Annotated in this window: 1 protein-coding gene; it reads left to right on the forward strand. The window is 41.1% G+C overall.

All coding sequences use genetic code 11. The features are described from left to right. Positions 1-363: 363 nt before the first annotated feature. On the forward strand, positions 364-827 hold a 464-nt coding region (locus ACS8FD_RS18820), incomplete at its 3' end, for a DUF2628 domain-containing protein (protein ID WP_439276972.1).

Here is an 827-nt window from a genome sequence, read left to right on the forward strand (position 1 = left end):
GCTTGATGAGACTATCGTTGTGAGAATGTTCATTCATAGGAGCAGTAAAATTCGATTGGGTAGCGAGTATGAGCGTATTATAAGTTAAATACTCTTGTGTGTGAACGTGCAATATTTGAATGCTCAACTAACTTATTTATGATTAAACCGTTATACATGTCTTTTCCGATGGTCTATCATCTGGTTTGAAGTATTTCATGCAGGCTTTAATAGACGCCACATCATTTTGTTGACCTATACTAAAGTACATCGTATCTGCTTTTCTATTGTCATATAATAAAGGGCATTTATCGTCACACTGCTATTTAGCGACCTAAACACCAAGTAATCGTAAACCCTTAACAGTCAATAGAGCCTACTGCTATGTTATTTATTGAGACGGATTCGCCACCACCGTTTTATCAAGAACAGCTGAGCCCTCTCAAACGTAAACAGCTTGACCAATGGTTTATTGGTCATCGTACGCAAGGTTATTACCTTAAGCGTTTTGCACAGTTTGATCAGCAAGGATACCTATCACCTAAGTGGCATTGGGCGGCATTTTTTATCACTCTACCTTGGCTCTTGTATCGCAAACGTTACATGGATGCGCTTGTATATAGTGTGGCTGGCTGGTCATTTATCCAACTTAATATCGTCATCGCGCTAGTCACGTTTGAGTTTGTAGCGATGCCTTATATTCCAGATGCCTATCAGATGGCAACACGTATTGGCATTGCTGGGATAATTTGGCTGTTTTGGTCATTTATGGTGGCGCGCTGGACCGATGCTTATTATTACCGGATGGCGCGACGTGAGATTGCTGATGCTATCAATGACCATCCGCG

The organism is Psychrobacter sp. 1U2 (assembly GCF_051847575.1).